This is a genomic window from Hoeflea sp. YIM 152468 (assembly GCF_029210485.1).
Taxonomy (GTDB): Bacteria; Pseudomonadota; Alphaproteobacteria; order Rhizobiales; family Rhizobiaceae; genus Hoeflea.
In genome coordinates this window covers 76078-92416 of sequence record NZ_JARGET010000021.1, presented here as the reverse complement: position 1 = coordinate 92416, position 16339 = coordinate 76078, and the positions used below count along the sequence as shown (strand labels likewise).

Here is a 16339-nt window from a genome sequence, read left to right as displayed (position 1 = left end):
CTGATCATGCGAGGTACGCACCACCATTCACATGCATGGTCTCACCGGTGATATACCGGCTCACCGGGCTGCACAGGAAAGCGACGGCTTCCGCCACATCTTCCGCAGACCCGCGGTGCCCAACCAGATTGGTGCGGGTATCGTGGTGCTTGGGAGCATGGGCGGCGACGCCAAGCCGGGCGGTCTGGATGAGTCCTGGTGACACGCAGTTGATGGTGATTCCATGCGGCGAAAGCTCGTGCGCCATGGCTTTGGTGAGCCCGACCAGACCTGCCTTGGCGGTAATCACATGTGCACGCTCGGTGGCCCCGGTATGCCCGGTCAAACCGCCAATATTGACGACGGACGCCATATCACTGGCCTTGAGATGAGGTAGCGCTGCCTGGGACACCAGAAACACCGCATCCAGCGCAATGCCCATGACATTGCGCCAGTTCTCGTAGGTGAGATCCTCGAAAGGAACCTCGGGGCGGACGGCGGCATTGTTGATGACTATGTCCAAACGGCCGAACGCTGCGGCTGCATCGGCCACCACCGACCTTGCAATATCGGGGTTTGACAGATCGCCGCTCAGCACGGTGGCCTCGCGGCCTGCTTTCCGGACGGCCGCCGCCGTCTCCTCGCCAGCGGCACGGTCCTGTCCGACATGGACGGCAATGCGTGCACCGCGACTGGCCAACGCGACAGAAATGGCGCGCCCGATGTTGCGAGAGGCGCCGGTGACCAGGGCAACACGGCCTGCAAGGTCCTGTTTAGGTTGCGATGTCATGTCCGTCCCAACTCCTTGATCAATGCGTCATTGCCTTCACCGGCAGCGATCCGGTCGCACAAAGCAAGCACGGTGTCCGGAGCGGCATGCCCGCCGAACCGCATATTGGCGCGAAACTTGTCGTCGATATCTTGTCGGCTGAGAGGCTCGGTAGGTCCGCCGCGCATGTGGCCGCGTTCCGCCTCCTCAATGGATCCATCTTCGTATTCGATACGAACATGGCCAGTAAAGGCGGCCGGATAGGGATTGTCCGGGTCGATTTCGAAGCCGACCTTCCCGGCAATCGCCAACAGATCCGGGTCTTTGATGGCTTCATCGGTGAAATCCGCCAGCGCGGCATGGCCGCGGATCAATCCGAGCGCGACCCCGTAGGGCACGGAGAACTTCGCTGCATAGGCCGTGGGGGGCTTCTGCTTAAGATCGAGCGGCTCCCACAGCCTGTGGACAATACCTTCGGCCGACTTACACACGATACGCTTGATGTGATCAGTTCGCACCGAACGCCCTTTCAGTGTGATGGCGCAGTCAATGTAAGGCTGGACCATCGTGCCGCACGGATAGGGTTTGAACGTGATCATATCCATCACCCAGACTTCACCAAGTTTGGAGAAAAGGTTTTCGGTCATGGGGGTGATCGAATGGGCAAATGCGGTGAAAGCGCCATGGGTGCCTTCAAAAACAAAACGCGGACCAGCAAATCCAGCCTTTGCCATGCCGTAGGCTCGAAGACCGGACTGTGCGGCCCAGCCCGGGTGCATCCGCTTGGTCCAGCTGCCATCACCCAAGTATTCGATGATGCCAGACGCCATGCTACCGACAATCCCAAGCGCATTGGCTGTCGTCTTCTCGTCGGCCTCGCATGCGGCACAGATCCCGGCAGTTGCTGCGAATGCTCCAAGCACTGCCGTCGGATGAAAACCAGCCTTGTGCACAGCCTTTGGCAATGTCAACGCCAGGCGGCACAAGACTTCCGTGCCGACGGCAATTCCCATCATCACGCGGGCATTGCTCAGGTTATACATTTGTCCCGCGGCGAGGAGAGCGGGAACCACAACAACGCCGGAATGCACCGGTCCGCCTTCAAACGTGTCGTCAAAATCCTCGCCATGGGCTGCAGTCCCGTTGATGAGCGCGGCACTTGATGCTGAAACACGTTCTTTATGCCCGATAATGATGTGATCGCCCGGTTCGGACGCCGCTTTGACCGCTGTCACATAATCGGTATCGCGCGCTGCAACAGACAGACCGACAATATCTACGAGTATATTTCGGGCTTTGGAGTTTGTTGCTGAGGGGACGTCATCGACGGTGATCTTCGCAATCCACTCAGCAATCCGTTCGGACACGCTTGCGGAGCCCGCCTTTAGTGAGAGGTTGGTAGTCATTCTGAACCCTCCGAATAATGTGCTGACGGACGGTGGCGGACAAAATCAAGTGCCCGCTTGCCAACCGATCCGGCAACAAACAGAAAAGCGACAACAAGCAGCGCCAAAGACACCTTGTCGGTGAAGAAGATCGACAGATCATCGCCCGACAGGACCAGCGAACGGCGAAAGCTGCTTTCGACCAGATATCCCAGAACCAGCCCGAGAACGGCGGGCAGAAACGGAATGCGCAGCATGCGCATGAAGAAACCGACCGTTCCGGCGGCCAACATGATGGCCAAATCAAAGAGCGATGCATGAATTGAGAAAATGCCCGACAGGATAAGCGCAAAAATGAAGGCGCTGAGATATGGACGCGGTCGGTTGACCAGCCAGATGCACATCGGCAGCATCAATATGCCAATCACAAGCAGACCAATGGCGGCGATAAAGAGTCCTGCATAAAGGCCATGGACCACATCAGCTGAGCGTGTGAACAGCATCGGACCCGGCACCAGCCCGTGGATGAGAAAGCCACCAAGCAGGATCGCCGTTGAGTTGGAGCCCGGGATACCAAAAGAGAGAAGCGGAACAAGCGCAGTTTCCGCCACAGCATTGTTGGCGGTTTCCGGAGCAGCGATACCCTCCGGTGAACCTTTGCCGAATTCTTCCTTGTGCCGCGACCAGCGCCGCGCCTCATTGTAGGACATGAAGGACGCAATCGTGCCGCCTGCGCCGGGCATGACCCCTTCAAATGTGCCGATGGTCGCCCCGATCGACTGAGGAAACATCAACCTTCTTGCCAGCTTGAGGCCCGGAAACTCGATTCGGGGACGCGACAAGACCTTGGTGCCTTCGCTGCGATCTGACGCCTGAACCAGAAGTTCGCTCATGGCGAACATGCCAACCATGATCAGCACCGGCGCGATGCCGGAGAGAAGGTCCGAGCTGCCAAACGTGAAGCGGTTCGCGCCGGTGACTGGATCGGTGCCGATGGTGGCGATCATCAATCCGAGAAGCGCTGCGACAAAGCCCTTGAGCAGTGAATCGCCGGATAAGGTCGCAATCACGCTCAAGCCGAGCACGCCCAGCGCGAAGTAGGCAGGCGGTGTAAAAGCGAGCGCCACCGAAGCAAGAGGTTTGGACAGCAAAATCAGCATTGTCAGGCCAAAGAGACTTCCCAGAACGCCTGAATACAACGAGATCCCCAGCGCCAGCCCCGCCCTGCCCTGCTTGTTCATCTCATACCCATCAATGACAGTGGCTGCCGCCGCGTTGGTGCCCGGCGTACGGATGAGAATGGCTGGAATCGAGCCGCCATATTCCGCGCCTACATAGGTAGAGGCAAGAAGAACGATCGCGCCAGTCGGGTCCATGGTGTAGGTGAAGGGTAGAAGCAGCGCCATTGTAATGGACGGTGATATTCCCGGCATCGCACCACCGAGTATTCCCCAAGTCACCCCTGCTGCGGCGGCCAGAAAGACATAGGGATTACCAAGATGCACGGCGACGAGATATAGGGTTTCCATTGTTTTTATCCATTCAATCAGGCATTCCGGCCTGCCGGATTTTACAGGAGGATGAACAAGCCCTTGGGCATGGATACGCCGAGAACAAGAACGAATACGGCCCACAGGAAGGCAGCGCCGCCTATCCCTATGGCAATGATTTGAACGCCAGGCCGGGCACCTTGGTAGAGCGAGACCGCGGCCAGAAGCAAAGCGATTGCCACGGGATAGCCAAGAGTGCTGATACCGAAAATGTATAAGGCGCCGATTGCCAACAAGCCGGCGGCCCAGACGACGCGGCGCCCCTGCCCCTTCCATTCAATCCCGAGGTCCGGAGCCGCCCCTGATCTGATATGCTTGATGATCGAACCCGCAGCTATCATCAGGCCAAGAATCAGCATCATCCAGCCATAGGCCCTGGGCATTCCGCCCGGTCCAACGGAGTCGTCAAGCGCGCTTGTGCGTAACCCATAGGCGAAGACCAGATAGATCGCACCAATCGAAATGGCCGCCAATCCGCTAACAAAATCGCGACTGAGCATAGGAGTTCCTTCGTAACTGACTGGCACCGCGCTTGATTGCCGCACTTCAGGAAACCGCAATGAAATTGGAGGCGAAGCGTGGATCAAAGATGCCGACACTGGACGGCGGGAATACCGGGTCGCGTGCGCTGAACGCGACCCCTGGCTCGATGAAGCTGGCGTGTCTACTTGATCACACCGGATTCGCGCAGGAAGGATTCGGTGTCATTGGCAAATGTCTCGATAAACTGCCCGTATTCCGCATGCGGCATAAAGTTTGCCCGGAGATTGTTAGCCTCATAAGTCTTCTTGTATTCCGGAGACGCCAGAACAGCTTGAGCCGCATTCTCCCATGCAGCAATGACGTCAGCCGGCAGCCCCTTGGGACCGGCAATTCCGCGGAATTTCCGAACGACCACGCCATATCCGAGTTCTTCGACAGTCGGAAGATCAGGAAAGTTGTCGAGACGCGCGTCGGAGAACGTCGCCAGGAGCCGGATTTCGCCCGCCTCGAGTTGTGACTGGATTTCCTGAACCTCGCCGACGCCAATCTGCAGCGTGCCGTTGAGCACATTGATCATCAGATCGCCGCCACCTTCGTGGGTGACGATACCAGCCTGCACTCCGGTTGATGCCTTGAGCTGCTCTAGCGCCTGACGCTCAAGAGAAGCCGGGTTTGCCGCCCCCCAACGACCACGGCTCTCGGCGGAGGCCTTGATGACATCTTCGAGGGTCTGAAACTTACTGCCTGCAGCTGTGTAGATCACCTCAGGGTCAATGAAGAAGTTCACCAGTGGCTCGAGATCGGTGTACTTGTACTCCGGCTCGGATAGCAGTGACGTGTAGATGAAAGTTGGCGTGGTCGCATAAAACCGCGCCCCATCAGCAGGCGCCTGGGCGAGATCCGCCATCGCCTTGGCACCGGAGCCGCCACGAACATTCTCGACAACCACGTTCACACCCAGCTCGGGCGCGAGATATTTTGACATTTCACGCAAGAACACATCGCTTCCCCCACCGGGGCTCGAGTGGGTGACAAGCGTGACTGTATCAACCGGATAATCTGCTGCAATTGCTGGAAATACCGACATCGCAGCCGAGGCCAATGCGGCGGTAAAAATTTGCCTGAACAGCATCAAGTGTTTCCTCCCGAGAATTTAAGACTGATTGAGCCAAGTTCGATTACCCGATCGATCTTGAAGCGCATTTTGAAGATTGTCAACAATTTGGACGGAATCACCGCTTTACTTGACCAATGTCTCCCTGAAGGCGTCTTCGTTCAGCGTCAGGCCCAGCCCGGGGCGATCGGGGATATCGAGCCAGCCATTGACGGGCTTGGGAGCATCGGTAAACAGCGTCTCTCCAACGGCAACCATGCCGAGATGCCACTCGGCAATCCAGCCGTTCATCATGCCTGCCAGCAGGTGCATGTTGAACAGCGGCCAACCGCCGCCGTTAGCAATGGGCATATTGTAGATTTGAGCCATGTGGGCGATTTTTCGGGCTTCGGTGAAGCCACCGCAATAGGTCACATTCGGCTGCAGAATATCAACAGATTGATGCTCGATGAACTCTCGGTGGCGCCAGCGATGACCTTCCATCTGCCCGGCAGCAATGGGAATCCGGGTCGACCGGCGCAGATCGCCAAGGGCGCGGGCATCGTTTTGCGTGACCGGTTCCTCGAACCAGGTGATGCGGCATTCCTCGATTTCACGGCACAGACAGGCCGCTTCCACCGGATTGAAGAGATAGTTGGCGTCAATCATGATGTCGATGTCCGGGCCGACAGCATCGCGAATAGCCTTGATTCGCCTGGCATCTTCGCGCCATCCACCGTTGTCCACCGCGACGACCGACTTCAATGCCGTAAAGCCATTGGCGACATGTAGACGAGCCGCCTCAGCCAGCTGATCAATGTCGTATTGAGGGAATCCGAAGGTTACATAGGCCGGAATTCTGTCGCGTGCATTGCCCAACAGGGCCGCTATACTGCGGCCTGACTGCTTGCCTGCAATATCCCAAAGCGCGATATCCAGGCACGACAACGCCATGGATATCACGCCTGACATGGCTCGTGGATTGAGCTTTTGCCATATGCGCTGATGGATTTTTTCCACGTCACGCACGTCCATCCCCTTGACCACGGGAAGAATATGCTCGTGCAGTGCCGTGATGACCGATCTTGCCAGAAAGTGACCCGTCAGACCGAAGCCGATTGTGCCGTCATCGGTCTCCACCTGGCAGAAAACAAAATGCGTCTGCTCAGCTCTGCCATAGCCTTCGACACGGCCGTCCAGCAAAGGAATGGTTATCGAAAATCCGTGCAAGCTGGCTCGAATATCTTTGATTATCATGGCCGTACTCCTCATAACATCTCTCAAACTGGGCAGATCTTCCGCTCCCGAATTGTATATCATGAGTTTGTATTGTAGACAATTTACAAAATGGAGGAATCGATATGTCATCAGTTGCAATGCCCCCTCTCAAGACGTCTTCCACCCTTATGGACGGGTTCCGACTGGAAACGGTGAACACAAGGGGCGCGGAAATCAGGGTCGCCATAGCCGGCGAAGGCCCACCACTTCTTCTCATCCACGGCAATCCGCTTACTCTTGTAAGCTGGCACAAAATAGCGCCTTCGCTGGCGCAAGGCTTCACTGTCATCGCGATGGATCTGCGGGGATATGGCGACAGCTCCAAACCGGATGGGCGGGAGGACCATTCGGCCTACAGCTTCCGATCCATGGGAGAGGACGCGTTCGACGTGATGGATCATTTCGGCTTTGAGAAATTCGCGGTCGCAGGCCATGACCGCGGCGCCCGGGTCGGATTTCGGATGGCGCTTGATCAGCCTGAGCGTGTCACGCACCTAGCGGCGCTTGATATTGTCCCCACCCACACCGTACTCACAAATGTGACATTGGGTTGGGGACTTGAAGCCTATCACTGGTTCTTCATGGCGCAGAAGGCGCCATTCCCCGAGCGGCTGATCGGTGCTGATCTGGACTATTATATCCATTACAAACTCGACAAGAAGGGGGTCGGGCTGGATATCTTCACGCCGGAAGCCATGGCTGAATACGTTCGGTGCACCACCCACGACCAGATCCACGCCGTGTGCGAGGACTACCGGGCGACTGTCACCCTAGACCTCGCCATGGACAAGGCGGATTTCGGCAATCGTCGGATCACCTGCCCGGTGCTTGTGCTTTGGGGGTCTAACAGCCATTGCGGACGCCACTTCAAGCCAATGGATGCCTGGGGCGAATGGGCCGATAACCTGCAGGGCTCAGCCATCCCGACAGGTCACTATCCCGCCGAACAGAGACCGGACTTGGTGTATGCGGCGTTCTGGTCGTTCTTTCACGACACGCCTGTTCTTCTGCCAAGATCAGGAGACGAAACATGAAATCGATTTCCGTTCAAGCCGCACGCGCGCTGGTTCACGGTGCAAATGAAATTGCATTTCTGGATATTCGGGAGGCTGGGCAGTTTGTCGAGGGGCACCCGCTCTTTGCCATTCCCCTGCCTTACAGCATCCTCGAGCACCACATTGGCTCACTGGTGCCTCGGCTGACCTGCCCGGTATTGCTGATCGACAATGGCGACGGCGTCGCGCAACGGGCCTGTCGTCGACTTTCGCAAATGGGATATACCGACGTCGTCTTTATCAATGGAGGCATGCCGGCATGGGAGAAGACGGGTTATCCTGTCTACCAGGGCGTCAATGTTCCTTCGAAAACCCTGGGCGAACTGGCCGAGCACATCTGGCAGCCAACAATGATGACAGCGGATGAACTCGCGCAAGCAGCAGAGGAAAGCCGGGCGCCGGCGCTATTCGATGCACGTCCCGCTTCCGAGTATGGCAAGATGCGGGTGCCGGGCGCCGTCTGCATTCCCAATGGTGAATTGGCCCATCGCATGTCCAGGATTGGTGACAAGCCTCCAATCGTGGTTACCTGCGCAGGCCGCACACGAGGCATCACAGGCGTGATTGGGCTGATGCTGACTGGTCTTGATGGCAGCGTTGCTGCCTTGGAAAATGGAACCCAGGGGTGGGCCTTGTCCGGGCGCGATCTTGAACGGAACAATACGCCAGGTGCCCTCCCCGATCTCGACACCGCCGGACTTGCCGCATCCCGGCAGCGGGCAGACACACTAATCGAAAGGTTCTCGCTACCGGTGGCGACGTTTGACGATGTCAGCCGGATGATTTCCGAGTCCGAACGAACCACTTATGTTTTCGATGTCCGATCCCCGGACGAGGCAAGGAAGGATCCCCTTGCCGTCGCGTCCCATGCGGCTTCGGGTCAATTGGCCCAGGCGACAGATCAGTGGGTTGGGGTGCGAAACTCAAGGATCATCCTGTGTTGCGACACGGGACTTCGCTCGGCACTTGCAGCGTTTTGGCTCAGACAGTTGGCATACGAGGTGCACATAGTCCGCATCGATGACAAGCTGCGAACGCTGCCGGCCCCTTACCGCGTCAGTCCGCCAGCGATCTGCGGTACCAGGTCCGTGAACGCTTCCGATATTCTCGGAATGGCCAATGTCCAGATTATCGACATGCGGCCTTCGACCGATTATCGCGCGTCTCACGTCAAGGGAGCTATCTGGGCAACAAGGCCCGGACTATTAGCGACGCTGGCGCGCACCGAGGCGGAAATGATTGCGATCCTTGCGGACACTGAAGCCACGGCGGAGATTTATGCGCAGGACGCCGCCGAGCTTGGCCATGCCAATATCCTGACTGTAGGCGGTGGCTACGAGGCGCTGGTTAAGGCCGGTGCCGAGGTAAGCGTAAATTCCCTCCACCCGGAACCGGCGGAGGCCATCGATTTCGCCTGGTTTGTCCATGACCGGCATGATGGCAACCTGGATTCATCTCGGCGCTACCTTGCCTGGGAAACCGGATTGATCGGACAGCTCGACGAGATCGAAAAATCAGCCTTCAGACTTTTTAAGAATGCCTGAAGGCCTCGTCTGATGCATCCCCCACCGCTGGAGAGTGTGATGAGCCTCTCCAGCGCTTTTTTTCACAAGAAGCATGAATACGTCATAAGACGAGCGCCGCGCATCCCGGTGGATGCGCAAAGGCCGCCGTCTCTCTTTGAAGCAATGCATGTAGGTGTTCAGTCAAACGAGAGCGTTTGAACGCGACATGCATCAAGACCCTATCTCTCCGAACTGTCTTGCCCGCAGCCTACACGCGCCTGGCACGGGAGTGACGGCCTCTTCATTCCCGCTGCAACGCTGCAGGCGGGAAAGGAAACCCGGCCTCCGGTGCCATCAATCCAGCGTTGCCTATACGGTTTGGCACAAGGCTGATCTGAAAGGGCTGCCTATGATTCAGCCGGATCCGTGACGCTGCTTGTAATCTTGCGACGACGTTTCGATAGCGCGGTGAAAGCGATCGAGGCTATCATGACCACGAGGATCAGAATGGCGCCGGGGCGTTCAAGCAGATAGCCGAGATCCCCGCGGCTGATCTGCCAGGTCCGGATGATGTTCTGTTCCAGAAGGCTGCCAAGCAGCAGGCCAACCACGGTGGCTGCAACCGGGTAATCGTAACGCACCATAGCCCAGCCAAGGATTGCAAAAACGAAAAGCGTGATCGGACCCGCCAGCGAACCCAAAATCGCATAAGAGCCGAATGTCGATACCACCAGCACGCTGGGTATCAAAAAGCGCAGTGGAACCCGGACAATGGACGCAGCCAGATAGACAAATCCCATTCCGACAATCAGCAGCAGAATGGCCTGAGCAAAATTGGAAAAGATGATTGCATAGACAATATCCCGGTTCTGCGCGATGAACTGTGGTCCCCCGATGATGTTGTGCATGGCAAACGCCGCCAGCAGAATGGCGGTTGCGCCACCGCCGGGAATGCCAAGCGCCAACATGGTCGCCATGGCGCCCCCCTCGGAGGAGGAGTTGGCCGATTCGGCGGCGATGACACCCTTGGGATTGCCCGTTCCAAAACTATCGCCATCTGGCGCATTCCGTTTTGTTTCAGAGTATGAAATCAGGTTCGAAATGGAGGAGCCAACACCGGGTATTGCCCCGATCACGACCCCTATGGTGGCGCCTCTGAAGATGATTATCGGGCTTTTGAAGGTCAACTTCACCCCGTCGATGATCTTGGCAAAGCTGATCTTGCGGTCGTCTTCGTTCTCGATCAGATAGGTCGTGTTGATGAGGTTGAGGAGTTGGCTTGCCGCCAGCAGCCCCATCATTGCAGGGATGGCTGGAATCCCGTCAAGCAGCCAGGGAACGCCCATGGTTCCGCGAATGAACCCGGCGGTATTCATTCCGATTGTCCCGAGCAAGACACCGAATATCCCCGCCAACAACCCGCGCCAGACGGAAGATCCAGCCAATGATCCGAGCAGCAAGAGCCCCCAGACCGCGATGACGAACATCTCCAGCGGACCGAGCTTGAGCACGATGATGGAAACCGGCACAATCAGAAACAACAGGAGCACGTAGGACGACAATGTGCCCATGACGGAGGATGCCAACGCCACCCCCAGCGCCTGGTTGTGACGGCCGGACCTCGCCATGGGATAGCCGTCAAAAGTCGTGGCGACTGCAGAGGATGTGCCGGGAATGTTCATGAGCACCGCCGGAACTGACCCGCCAAAGCCCGCACCCGTATAAATGGACGTCAAAAACACGATAGCCGGCAGGAAGTCCATATAGAGCGTGATGGGCAAAAAGATTGCCATCGCCATGGTGATGGATATTCCGGGCATCGCCCCGAAAACAAGCCCGATCACGAGCCCGGGTATCAGCCAAAGCCAAGCGCTCCAGGAAGACGTGAGAATGCTGTACGCACCATCAAGGGCTGAAAAATCAAGCATCCGGCTTCCTCAGAGAATTGTAAGGGGGAAAGGATAGGGCACAAGCGCCTGATATCCGTAAACCACCAACACGGAAAAAACGGCGGAATAGGTGCCGACCACCCAAAGTTTCTTCTCACCACAAAGATACAATCCGACGGCAACGAACACGAAGGTCGCGATGTCGAATCCGATGGTTTCGAGCGAGAACACAAAAATACCAAATGCACCCGCGAGCAAAGCAACCCGACCAACCTCAAGAAGCTCCTTTCGGCGTTGAGCCGCATCAGGCACATCTTCGCGCGGGACTTTCGGAAAAACCTGCGGCAGCACAAGGGCCACAAGGATGAGCCCGAAAATCGCAGCCGGCTGGACAAGCAGGAGGTTGTTGATCTTCAACGAAGTTCCGCGCGCATCCAGCCAATAGGCGAGGATCACAACCGCAACCACACACAGAAGCAGCAAATGCCCCCAAATGACAACGCGACGTTGGCTTGGCTCACCCATTCGACACTCCTGCAAGGGCTGGAAAAATGCCGGACCTTCTCAAGAAGGTCCGGCATTGATGGCGATTTTAGCGCAATCAGGTGCCCTTAAGCAGATCGATGTGCTGCGTCATCACCCTGGCGGTGGCGGCGAGTGCCTTGTTGCTGGCCTCCGGACCGATCCAGTCCGTGGCAAGATCCTGGGCCTTCAAACTGGTGATTGTTGCCTCATCCTTGCTTGCGCTTTCGATGGCGGACAGAAGGGTCTGGTAGCGGTCGGGGTGCTTTTCAACGAAAGACGCATGCACACCCCAGCCACGCTGAGATCCGGCAACAAACTCCGCGTCCGCACCGTTCAGTTCAGTCACCGTTGGCGATGTCCAGCCATCACGAGCGGAATCATCGAACACCAGCAGCGGGCGGACCTTTTCGGCAAGCGGGATGAACCCCTGGCCGCCGACCAGTCCGATATCGACCACGGCACCGGCCGTGGCATTGCGAGCGGGCCCACCACCATCATAGGTCACCAGACGCAGCCCATCACGATCGATGCCATTGGCGTCGGCAAACAGCATCACGTTGACCAGATCGGCGGAAGCGGGCTGGATACCGATCGAGAGTGCGCCGGCATCAGCCTTGAGACGCGTGATCACATCCTCGATATCCTTGATGTCGGATTCGGAGCTGGTCGCCATCAGCGTGTAGTCACGCGACGGCAGGTTGATCATATGGAAGTCTTCGAGCTTGAAAGGCGCATCCTGGGTCAGGATGTTCAACGGCATATAGGGAGCTGCTGACGTGCAAAGAATGGAGTACCCGTCATCAGGCTGCTGCATGAAGTAGCTGTGCCCAAGCAGCGCACCACCCCCACCCCGATTGATAATCGTCAGTGGTTGACCGATCGCCTCCTGCAGGAATGGTGCAAATGCGCGGGCCAAACGGTCATTGTAACCACCTGTATCGAATGGGACGACAACAGAAATCGGACGATCCGGATAGGTACTCTGGGCACGCAGAATGGCTGGCGCAGCAAACGATGCGGCGATTCCACCAGACGCAACCTTGAGCATCGTGCGGCGTGTAAGTGTCTTGCTCATATAATCCTCCATTGCGGGGCATAATGCGTAACTCCCCTGCGGCGCTAAGCGCTGCTGCCTCCCCGACTCTCGGCAAAATATGTTTGCGCAAGCATATTGTCAACAATAATGCGAGTGACAGCCCATTTTCACATCGAATGAGACGAAGTGAACCACGGCGATTGAGGCTAAGGCTTCTCCATAATTTCTTTTTAATTTATAATATTCAATGTGTTAGAAGATTTATCGCAAACCCTCAAGCCGCCCGGAAAGCGCCCTCATCCTAAAAGTTGTTGACAATTGTCAGATAAGATCGTTCAAGAGGCGAGCTGTGGTGATAGGCGTCTGACGCGCCCTGCGGCGCCTGGCATATGCACACTATCTCCACCAAAACGAGATCAAGGGAGAGTCACACGATGAACACGTCAGCGACCAACAAGGGATTTGATTCAGCTGGATCCCAAAGCCCTGGTTTAAGCCAGGAAGTTGCCAACTTCGTAGTCAACACAAGCATCAGCGACCTGCCCCCGGTTGTCGTCGAAAATGGCAAGAAATCGATTCTCGATGGCCTTGGCCTCGCGCTTTCGGGTTCTGTTGCGAAGTCAGGCGAGTATGTCCGGACCCACCTTGAAGATATTGGAAATCCTCAGGGAGCCGCGACCGTTATCGGCTCGTCACACCGGGTGTCGCCCCGTTTCGCGGCATTTGCCAATGGCGTTGGAATTCATGCTGACGATTACGACGATACCCAGCTCGCCGTAGCGCGCGATCGCGTATATGGACTTCTTACCCATCCCACCGCACCGGCATTGCCCGCTGCACTTGCCCTTGGGGAGGCGCGCAACAGCACCGGCGCAGATGTGATGCTGGCCTATCATCTCGGTGTCGAAGTGGAGTGCAAGATCGCCGAGGCGATCGATCCGCGTCACTACCAGACCGGTTTCCATGCGACCGCAACCTGCGGGACGTTTGCTGCAGCATCCGCCGCGGGACGTCTGATGGGTCTGAACTCGGAGCAGATGGTGCGTGCCCTGTCCATGGCGGGGAGCCAGTCGGCAGGCTTGCGCGAGAACTTCGGTACAATGACCAAGCCGTTCCATGCCGGACGCTCGTCGGAGAGTGGCGTCGTCGCCGCGCAGTTTGCGTCGTATGGCTGGACCGCAACTGACAAGATTCTCGAAGCTCCACGCGGATTCTTCGCAGCGGCAGGTGGCGGTTACGATGCCAACGCCATTGACGGTAAACTTGGTGCGCCATGGACGTTTGACAATCCGGGGGTATCGATCAAGCCGCACCCCTCGGGCTCTCTGACCCATCCCGGCATGACCGAGATGCTTCGACTGATCAAGGCGCATGACATCAAGGCCGAAGATGTGGTGTCAGTCCGGGTCGGCACCAATTCGAACATGCCCAACGCCTTGATCCATCGCCATCCGACCAATGAACTGCAAGCCAAATTCTCGATGGAGTTCTGCATGGCCATCCTGCTGCTCGAAGGCCGAGCCGGTCTGCCGGAGTTTCTCGACGAAACCGTGATGAGACCCGACGTGAAAGCGATGATCGAGAAGGTGGATTTTTGCGTTGATGAGCGGGCCGAAGCTGCAGGCTATCACCTTATGACCACCTATCTGGACATCAAGCTCAAGGACGGCACCACAATCAGCGGTATGGCTGATTTTGGCAAGGGCAGCCCGGCCAACCCGATGTCCTATCAGGAAGTGGCTGGCAAGTTTCTCGAGAATGCCGAATTTGCACGCTGGGACATGGGTAAGGCGAAGACCGTTGTCGATATGGTTGCCGAGTTCGAGAACCTGAAATCCATCGACACACTGATGTCTCTTCTCAAGGCCGACTAAGGCCGAGGATTCAGCGAACATGGCAAGACCAGATGGAGGCAAGACCGCGAAGGGGTTGGGAGCATCACGCTTCCGGCCGCGCGGTCTTGCGCACCTTTGCCTAACCTATGTTTGCGCAACCGGCGCCGGTTACCTCGGCACCTGGATCGGCATGCCTTTACCTTGGATGCTGGGGCCATTTTTCCTTTTGGCCGCGGCATCGGTTTTCGGATTTGCAATGCCGATCATCCCGATGGGACGGGAGCTTGGTCAGGTTGCCATCGGCCTTGCCGTCGGCATGCGGTTTACCCCTGCAGTTCTCTTGGCAACCACAGCTCTCATTCCGCACATGATGTTCTCTACCCTTTACGTCATCGGGTACACATTTCTTGCTGCCTTTTTGCTGAAACCGCTTGCTCAGGTCAACAATGTATCCGCTTTCTTCGCAACCGCTGCGGGTGGCGTTGCCGACATGGCCTCGGTATCCCGCGAATATGGCGGTGACCCGGGATCAGTTGCGATCGTCCATGCCATGCGGGTTGCACTGGTCGTGGCAGTTGTTCCATTTCTGGTCTTTTTTCTCGGCGAACAAGGCACACCGCCAGTTATGGCCGCTACCGGTCCGGTAAACTACGTGTCGCTCGCTGCCGCGCTGGTTGTTGCCTATCTGGTTGCGATTGCGCTGAAGCGGACGCCGCTTCCCAACCCTTGGCTGGTGGGGCCTATCCTGGCTGGCATGGCGCTGGGCGTCAGCGAAGTTCTCGTCGTTGACGTGCCCAAACTGCTGATCATCGTTGCACAGATCATGCTCGGGACATGGCTCGGCTGCCAGTTCAAGCGCGATCTGCTGGTCCGCCTGCCACGCGTGACTTTCTCCGCCGTAGCGACAGCAGGCCTTATGATCTGTTTTGCTGCGCTGGGTGCAGTCGCCCTCTCCTATTTCGGCGATCTTCCCTTTACCACAAGTTTTCTCGCTCTCGCACCGGCTGCTGTAACCGAGATGGTTCTGACGGCCAAGGTCATGAACCTTGACGCCGAGATTGTGACTGCATTCCACGTAATGCGAATTGCAGTGGTTTCATCGACAGTTCTTCTGGTTTTCAAACTCTACATGCGCATGAAAGGATCTCAAATTGGATCTCGGATACAATGAACGCCGTGTTCTTGTGGTTGGAGGCAGTTACGGAATCGGCAAAGCCTCAGCAAAATTGATGGCCAAGGAAGGCGCGCATGTCATGCTTGCCTCACGGAGCGAGGAAAACCTCCTAGCCGCCATCAAGGATATCCCCGACTATTCCGGCGAAAAGCCCTCGAGCGTGGCCTGTGATGTGACCCAGGAAGGCTCGGGCAAATGTCTTGCGGACGCCGTAGACCAGCAGTGGAATGGGACACTGGACGTCCTGATCACTGCCGTCGGCGGCAGCATTCGCTCCGCCTTCACCGACCTGACCGACGCGGACTGGATGGGAAATTATTCTTTCAACATCCTGTCGACCGTGCGTGCGATCCGTGCGCTGCTTCCCGCACTCGAGAAGGGCAACAATCCGTCAATCGTCACGCTTGGTGCCGCTGCATCGAAGATGCCTTATCAGCACCAGATCGTATCCAATGTACATAAGGCAGGCATTCTCGGTTTGACCAAGACACTGGCTGCCGAGTTGGCGGACCGGAACATTCGGATCAACTGTGTCGCGCCAGGCAGAACTTTGACCCCCTTGTGGACCAATCGGGCCGACAAAATGGCCGCAGAGCAGGGCAGGACCCGGGCAGAAATCCTTGAGGATTTCTCCAAGGATATCCCGCTCGGTCGCTTCGGGACTCCCGAAGAGGTGGCTGCCATGGTCGTTTGGCTTGCATGTCCGCTTGCAAGCTACGTGACCGGACAGGCGGTCAATGTTGATGGCGGCATTGCCCGCGGCCTGCTTTAAGAAAGTGAAAT

14 protein-coding genes are annotated in these 16339 nt (G+C 57.2%); 5 read left to right on the top strand and 9 right to left on the bottom strand.

The window, feature by feature from the left end:
* Nucleotides 1-4: 4 nt before the first annotated feature.
* The 6 genes from PZ897_RS11000 to PZ897_RS10975 form a co-directional block, all read right to left on the bottom strand.
* Nucleotides 5-769 (bottom strand): SDR family NAD(P)-dependent oxidoreductase, encoded by a 765-nt coding sequence (locus PZ897_RS11000; RefSeq protein WP_275752333.1) that lies wholly within the window; start codon nt 767-769, stop codon nt 5-7.
* Nucleotides 766-2154 (bottom strand): MmgE/PrpD family protein, encoded by a 1389-nt coding sequence (locus PZ897_RS10995; protein WP_275752332.1) that lies wholly within the window; start codon nt 2152-2154, stop codon nt 766-768. Before PZ897_RS10995 ends, PZ897_RS11000 begins: the two co-directional genes overlap by 4 nt.
* Complete coding sequence (locus PZ897_RS10990; RefSeq protein WP_275752331.1) at nt 2151-3662, bottom strand: tripartite tricarboxylate transporter permease; 1512 nt, start codon at nt 3660-3662, stop codon at nt 2151-2153. The genes PZ897_RS10995 and PZ897_RS10990 overlap by 4 nt, the downstream gene beginning before the upstream one ends.
* 41 nt (nt 3663-3703) lie before the next feature.
* On the bottom strand, nt 3704-4270 hold the full coding sequence (locus PZ897_RS10985) for a tripartite tricarboxylate transporter TctB family protein (protein ID WP_275752330.1): 567 nt from the start codon (nt 4268-4270) through the stop codon (nt 3704-3706).
* Nucleotides 4271-4347: 77 nt separating this feature from the next.
* Nucleotides 4348-5298: a tripartite tricarboxylate transporter substrate binding protein gene (locus tag PZ897_RS10980; protein WP_275752329.1), complete on the bottom strand. Its 951-nt coding sequence runs from the start codon at nt 5296-5298 to the stop codon at nt 4348-4350.
* Between the two features lie 108 nt (nt 5299-5406).
* Complete coding sequence (locus PZ897_RS10975; RefSeq protein WP_275752328.1) at nt 5407-6627, bottom strand: mandelate racemase/muconate lactonizing enzyme family protein; 1221 nt, start codon at nt 6625-6627, stop codon at nt 5407-5409.
* On the opposite strand from PZ897_RS10975, the gene PZ897_RS10970 reads away from it, so the two are divergent.
* Both PZ897_RS10970 and PZ897_RS10965 read left to right on the top strand, forming a co-directional pair.
* Entirely contained in the window at nt 6621-7571 is a 951-nt protein-coding gene (locus tag PZ897_RS10970; RefSeq protein ID WP_275752327.1) for an alpha/beta hydrolase, read from the top strand. The genes PZ897_RS10975 and PZ897_RS10970 overlap by 7 nt on opposite strands.
* Nucleotides 7568-9136, top strand: a complete 1569-nt coding sequence (locus tag PZ897_RS10965; protein ID WP_275752326.1) for a rhodanese-like domain-containing protein — start codon at nt 7568-7570, stop codon at nt 9134-9136. The genes PZ897_RS10970 and PZ897_RS10965 overlap by 4 nt, the downstream gene beginning before the upstream one ends.
* Nucleotides 9137-9504: 368 nt before the next feature.
* On the opposite strand, the gene PZ897_RS10960 is transcribed toward PZ897_RS10965, so the two are convergent.
* The 3 genes from PZ897_RS10960 to PZ897_RS10950 form a co-directional block, all read right to left on the bottom strand.
* Nucleotides 9505-11025, bottom strand: a complete 1521-nt coding sequence (locus tag PZ897_RS10960; RefSeq protein ID WP_275752325.1) for a tripartite tricarboxylate transporter permease — start codon at nt 11023-11025, stop codon at nt 9505-9507.
* 9 nt (nt 11026-11034) lie between these two features.
* A complete protein-coding gene (locus PZ897_RS10955) occupies nt 11035-11511 on the bottom strand; it encodes a tripartite tricarboxylate transporter TctB family protein (protein ID WP_275752324.1) in 477 nt (158 codons plus the stop codon).
* Nucleotides 11512-11587: 76 nt separating this feature from the next.
* Nucleotides 11588-12586: a tripartite tricarboxylate transporter substrate-binding protein gene (locus tag PZ897_RS10950; RefSeq protein ID WP_275752323.1), complete on the bottom strand. Its 999-nt coding sequence runs from the start codon at nt 12584-12586 to the stop codon at nt 11588-11590.
* Between the two features lie 395 nt (nt 12587-12981).
* On the opposite strand from PZ897_RS10950, the gene PZ897_RS10945 reads away from it, so the two are divergent.
* Genes PZ897_RS10945 through PZ897_RS10935 form a run of 3 tightly spaced genes read left to right on the top strand, consistent with a single transcriptional unit; the run spans nt 12982 to nt 16328 of the window.
* On the top strand, nt 12982-14421 hold the full coding sequence (locus PZ897_RS10945; RefSeq protein WP_275752322.1) for an MmgE/PrpD family protein: 1440 nt from the start codon (nt 12982-12984) through the stop codon (nt 14419-14421).
* 55 nt (nt 14422-14476) lie between these two features.
* A complete protein-coding gene (locus tag PZ897_RS10940) occupies nt 14477-15553 on the top strand; it encodes an AbrB family transcriptional regulator (RefSeq protein WP_343217458.1) in 1077 nt (358 codons plus the stop codon).
* The gene (locus tag PZ897_RS10935; RefSeq protein WP_275752320.1) at nt 15534-16328 is read left to right on the top strand and encodes an SDR family oxidoreductase; all 795 of its coding nucleotides are present in this window, start codon (nt 15534-15536) and stop codon (nt 16326-16328) included. Before PZ897_RS10940 ends, PZ897_RS10935 begins: the two co-directional genes overlap by 20 nt.
* Nucleotides 16329-16339: the final 11 nt, after the last annotated feature.